Raw genomic sequence first — 6,112 nt, forward strand, 5'->3', positions numbered from 1 at the left:
CGAACACCGACACCACATTCGCCAACGCCCCATGCCCCACCCCCACACCCTTCGGACGACCCGACGAACCCGACGTATAAATCACGTAGGCGAGGCCGGTGTCCGTGTAGGTGGTCTCGGGGGCCGTGTCCGGTGCGGAGGCGAGTGCGGCGCGCAGTTCGGGGCCGTCCACGACGGCGACCGGCGCGCGGTCCGTGGGAAGACCGGGCAGGGCGTCCTCGGTGGTGAGCACGAGGGTGGTGCCGCTGTCGGCGATCAGGTAGGCCCTGCGGTCGGCGGGGTGCTCGGGGTCGATGGGCAGGTAGGCGGCTCCGGCCTTCCAGACGGCCAGGACGGCGACGATCATCTGCTCGTCGCGGCCGAAGCTGAGGCCGACGACGGATTCGGCGCCGATGCCCCGCTGGATCAGGACGTGCGCGAGGCGGTTGGCTCGGGCGTCGAGCTCGCCGTACGTGAGCTGGGTGCCGCCTGCGATGACCGCGACCTCGTCCGGGGTGCTCGCGGCGTGGGCCGCGAAGAGCTCCGGCACGGTGGCGGGGGCGACGGTCGTGGCGGTGTCGTTCCGGTCGTTCAGGAGCAGGTCGCGCTCGGCCTCGGTGAGCACGTCGACGGCGCTGAGACGGGTGGCGGGCTCCGCGACCAGTGCCGCGAGGACACGCGTCCAGCGTTCGGCGATGCGGCCGGCCGAGTCCTGCTCGAACAGGTCGGCGGCGGCCACCATGCTGCCGTGCAGTTCACCGGGGGTTCCGTCGGTGCCGGCGGTCTCGGAGATCTGGAAGGCCAGGTCGAACTTGGCCGCGGTCTCGACGGGGCCGGCCGGTCGTGCGGCGGCCGGCGGGAGCTGCGGGCCGGGCAGGTCGAGGACCGCCTCTGCGTTGTTCTCCAGGGAGAGCATGACCTGGAAGAGGGGATGGCGAGCGAGGGAGCGGGCCGGAGCCAGCTCCTCGACGAGCTTCTCGAACGGCACGTCCTGGTTCGCCATCGCCGCGAGACTCGTCTCACGCACCCGGTTCAGGACCTCACGGAAGGTCGGATCACCCGACAGGTCCGTCCGCAGGACGAGCGTGTTGACGAAGAACCCGACCAGGTCGTCGAGTGCTTCGTCGTTGCGGCCGGCGTGGGCCGATCCGATCGGAATGTCGGTGCCCGCGCCGAGCTTCGCGAGGAGTACGGCGCTGGCGGCCTGGAGCACCATGAAGGTGGTGACGCCCTCGGCCTGTGCCAGGTCCCGCAGCTGTGCGTGGACGTCGGCCGGGACGGTCACCGGAATGCGGTGGCCCCGGTTGGTGGAGACGGCGGGGCGGTGGTGGTCGGCGGGGAGCGTCAGCTCCTCCGGGGCACCTGCCAGTGCCTCGCGCCAGTAGGCGACCTGGCGGGATCCGACGCTGTCGGGGTCCGCCGAGTCGCCGAGGAGTTCGCGCTGCCACAGCGCGTAGTCCGCGTACTGCACCGGCAGCGGCTCCCACTCGGGGGTGCGGCCCTCGCGACGCGCCGCGTAGGCGGCCGACAGGTCGCGGGCCAGCGGGCGCTTGGACCAGCCGTCGCTGGCGATGTGGTGCATCACCACGACGAGCACCCGGTCGTCATGGCCGGCCGAGAACAGCCAGGCACGGAAGGGTATTTCGGCGGAGAGGTCGAAGGCGTACTCACCTGCGGCGACGACCGCGTCGGGCAGGTCGCCGGCGGCGACCTCGACGAGCGGCAGCTGCCAGCTCAGCTCCTCCATGGGGATGACCCGCTGGTACGGCTCGCCGTCGGTGACGGGGAACACGGTACGCAGGACCTCGTGCCGCTCCAGGACGTCCCGCAGGGCAGCGGCCAGCGCCGTGTGGTCCACGTCCCCAGCCAGACGGAGCGCGACGGGGACGTTGTAGCCGGTGTTCGACCCCTCCAACTGGCCGATGAACCAGAGGCGTTGCTGGGCGTACGACAGCGGGGTGCGCTCGGGACGCGGCATGGGGGCGAGTCCGGTGCGTGCGGTGCCGGCCAGGCCAAGCCGGGCCGCGAGGCCGGCGACCGTCGGCACGTCGAAGAGCGTCGCCAGGTCCAGTTCGACGCCGAGCGCGGCACGGACCCGGCTGACGAGGCGGACGGCGAGCAGGGAGTGACCGCCGAGGGTGAAGAAGCTCTCGTCGACTCCGACGTGGTCGAGGCCGAGGACCTGGGCGAATGCCTCGCAGAGGACCTCTTCCTCATGGCTCTCGGGGCCCCGGCCCGAGCCTCCGGTGTGGGCGTTGTCCGGGGCGGGGAGGTTCGTGCGGTCGAGTTTGCCGTTGGCGGTCAGCGGGAGCGCGTCCAGGACGACGACCGCCGACGGAACCATGTACTCGGGCAGGCGTCCTCGGACGAACTCGGTCACGGAAGCGGCGAGTCCGGCGTCGGTCTCGTCGGGGTCGGTGGGGACGATGTAGGCGACGAGGCGGGTGTCTCCCGGCGTGTCCTCCCGGGCGACGACCGCTGTCCGGGCCACGTCGCGGTGTGCGGCGACGGCGGCTTCGACCTCGCCCGGCTCGATACGGAAACCACGCACCTTGACCTGCTCGTCCGCACGGCCCAGATACTCCAGCACACCGTCCCTGGTCCAGCGGGCCACATCACCCGTCCGATACAACCGCTGCCCGCTCTCGTACGGGTTGGCGACAAACCGCTCGGCCGTCAGGCCGGGACGCCTCACGTATCCCCGGGCCAGTTGCGCACCCGCGATGTACAGCTCACCGGCCACACCCGGAGCGACCGGGCGCATGCGCCGGTCCAGGACATACAGGCGGGTGTTCGCGATCGGACGCCCGATCGGCACCACGTCCCCGACATCCCGGCCGGCCGACACCTCATACACGCAGCAGCCGACGACCGTCTCCGTCGGCCCGTACTCGTTCACGATCACCGACCGCGGGGACCGGGCCAGCCAGTCACGGACCACCGCCCCCGACAGGGCCTCACCACCCACCACCCACCTGCGGGACGCCTTAGCCACCTGCTCCGTGGTGAGCATCTCCGCGAGCAGAGGAAGGTGGGCCGGGACCGCCTTGACCAGACCGAACGTCCCCGACGCTCGCACCAGATCCGCGAGGCCCTCGGCACCGCCCCGCCCGTCGGCCACGACCGCCGAACCCGCGACCAGAGGCACCAGAACACTGGTCACCGTCAGATCGAACGCCAAAGACGAATGCAGCGGCGCACCACCGCCACCGCCATCGGTGTCGGTATCGGTGTCGGTGTCGGTGTCGGTGTCGGTGTCGGTGTCGCTCATGCCGTACGCGTCGACAGCCCAGGCCACATAGTTCGCCAGGCCCCCGTGGGTCACCGCGACACCCTTCGGACGACCCGTCGAACCCGACGTGTACATCACATACGCGACCGAGTCGGGCAGCACCGGTACTCGGGGTGTCTCTGCCGAGACTGCCGCGAGCTGCATGCGCATGAGCGGGCTGTCCAGGGCCACGAAACGGTTCCGGCCCGCCGGGAGATCATCCAGGATCTCCTCCGTCGTCAGCGTCAGAACCGCGTCACTGTCGGCCAGCACGAAACCGATCCGCTCCGCCGGATAGTCCGGATCGATCGGCAGATACGCCGCACCGGCACGCCACGACGCCAGGAACGCGACCACCGCGTCAACCCCACGCGGCAGACACACCCCCACCACCGACTCCGCACCGATGCCCTGACCCGCCAGGAACGCCGCCAGCCGGTCCACCCGGGCATCCAGCTCCGCGAACGACACCTCCACCCCGCCCGCGACCACAGCCACCGCATCAGGAGTACGCGCCACCCGCCGCGCGAACAGCTCCGGCACCGACACAGAACCGGCATCCGACTCCGTGTCGTTCCACTCCACCAACACCCGACGACGCTCATCCGAACCGAGGACATCGAGGGAGGCGAGGGGCAGGTCGGTGCCGTCGGAGAGTGCGGTCTCCATGGCGGAGACCAGGTGCTCGGCGGTCCTGTGCACGAGCTCCGTCACGGAGTGGGGGGCGATGGGGGCGATGGCGTCGACGACGAGGGTGAGGGTCTCGCCGTTGTCGTTGACGGCCACGGACAGCGGGTAGTTGGTGCGGTCGTGGGTCCAGACGGTGCGGATGCCGGTGATGACGGCCGTGCGCTCGTCGTCGGCCTTGCGGCCCGTGTCGTGGCGGTAGTTGAAGAAGGAAGTGAAGACCGGGGTGTCGGCCGGCAGTCCGCCGGCCCGCTGGGCCACGGCCAGGGGGGCGTGCTCGTGCTCCATGAGGCGGGCGAGTTGGCCGCGCATGGCCTTGACGGACTCGAGCGCGCCGAGTTCCCCGGTGCGTACCCGGACGGGAAGGGTGTTCATGAAGGGGCCGGGGACGCGGTCGGAGCCGGTGCCCGCGTTCATGCGGCCGGAGAGCACCGTGCCGAAGACGACGTCCTCGCGGCCGCTGAGCGCGGCGAGGACGCGTGCCCATGCCACGTGCAGGACGGCGGCGGGGCTGACGCCGAGGCGTCGCGCGATGTCGCGGAGGCGGGTGGTGAGGGCGGGCTGGAACTCCCGCTCTCCTCGGGTGATGCCGGTGCCGTCGCCGCGGATGTCGACCAGTCCGTAGGCGGCGGTGGGCTCGGTGACGTCGCCGAGCAGGTCGGCGAAGTACTGCTCGTGTGCGGACTCTTCGATGCCGGTACGAGCCTGGGCGACGAAGTTGCGGAAGGGCAGCGGCTCGGGGAGGTCCTGGCCGCGGCCGGTGAGGAATGCCTGGACCTCATCGAGGAGGACCTCCTTCGCGGTGTGGTCCTGCACCATGTGGTGCATGCGCAGCAGGGCCAGGCGCTTGCCGTCCGCCGTCGGTGCGACGTGCAGGGTGATGAGGGGGGCGCGGCTCAGGTCCATCGTGGTGCCGCCGGCCGTGACCAGTGCGGCGACGGGGTCGTCGGTGTCCGCGTCGAGGGTCACGTGGGTGACGGGCAGGGCGGCATGGCGTTGGACGACCTGGACGGGTTCGCGCAGACCTTCCCACATGATCGCCGTACGCAGGATGTCGTGGCGGTCGACGACGGCCTGGAGCGCGGACAGGAAGCTGTCGAAGCGCTCGGTGGAGTCGAACTCGATGACGGTCGGGAGCGCGTACGCGTCGTCGCCGCCCTCGTTGAGGAGGTGGTGGAAGAGCAGGCCCTCCTGGAGGGGGGCGAGCGGGTAGATGTCCGCGATGTTGGCGGCGCCGCCGTCGACGGAGGTGACGATCCGGGCCAGTTCGTCGGTCGTCAGGTCGACGAGCGGCAGCATCTCCGGCGTGATCTCGGTGGCGTCGGCCGGGATGAGGTTCTCGGGGACGGCGTTGTGGGCCGTGCTCGTGGCGAGGGCGAGGCCGGCCGGGGTCGGGGTCTCGAAGAGTGCGCGTACGGAGACGGACAGGCCGCGTTCGCGGAGCCGTTCGACGAGGCGGACGGCGAGGAGGGAGTGGCCGCCGAGAGCGAAGAAGTCGTCATCGACACCCACCTCGGGAAGGCCCAGGACCTGCCCGAAAACACCACACAGCAACTCCTCCCGCTCCGTCGCGGGACCACGCCCCCCACCCGCATACTCCGGCGCCGGCAACGCCCTCACATCCAGCTTGCCGTTCACCGTCAACGGCAACGCGTCAAGAACGACAACAGCCGACGGAACCATGTACGACGGCAAACGCTCCGACACAAACCCCCGCACCCGGACCCCCAGCCCGGCACCACCACCACCATCACCATCGGCGTTCTCGGCGTTCTCGGCGACCACATAAGCAACCAGCCCAGGACCACCCGCCCCGTCCTCACGGACCACCACCGCGGCCTGCGCCACACCCCCGCACCCCGCCACCACCGCACGCACCTCACCAGGCTCGATACGGAAACCCCGCACCTTCACCTGATCATCAGCACGCCCCACGAAAACCAGCTCACCCCCACCGGTCCACCGCACCACATCACCCGTGCGATACAACCGGCCACCACCCCCACCAAACGGATCAGCCACAAACCGCTCAGCCGTCAACCCCGCACGACCCACATAACCCCGCGCAAGCTGAACACCACCCACATACAACTCACCCGCCACACCCGGAGCCACAGGCCGCAAGAACTCATCCAGCACATACACCCGCGCATTGGCCACCGGACCACCGAACGG

Annotated in this window: 1 protein-coding gene and 1 pseudogene; both read right to left on the reverse strand. The window is 70.6% G+C overall.

Annotated elements, in window-relative coordinates; genetic code table 11:
* Nucleotides 1-5,449 (reverse strand): amino acid adenylation domain-containing protein (locus tag ACWCXC_RS37250; RefSeq protein WP_450891797.1); only part of this gene is annotated, 5,449 nt, incomplete at its 3' end.
* A 174-nt stretch (nt 5,450-5,623) separates the two neighbouring features.
* Nucleotides 5,624-6,097, reverse strand: a pseudogene (locus ACWCXC_RS37255) (hypothetical protein); the annotation flags it as partial.
* Between the last annotated feature and the right edge of the window lie 15 nt (nt 6,098-6,112).

Source organism: Streptomyces sp. NPDC001515 (assembly GCF_053597115.1).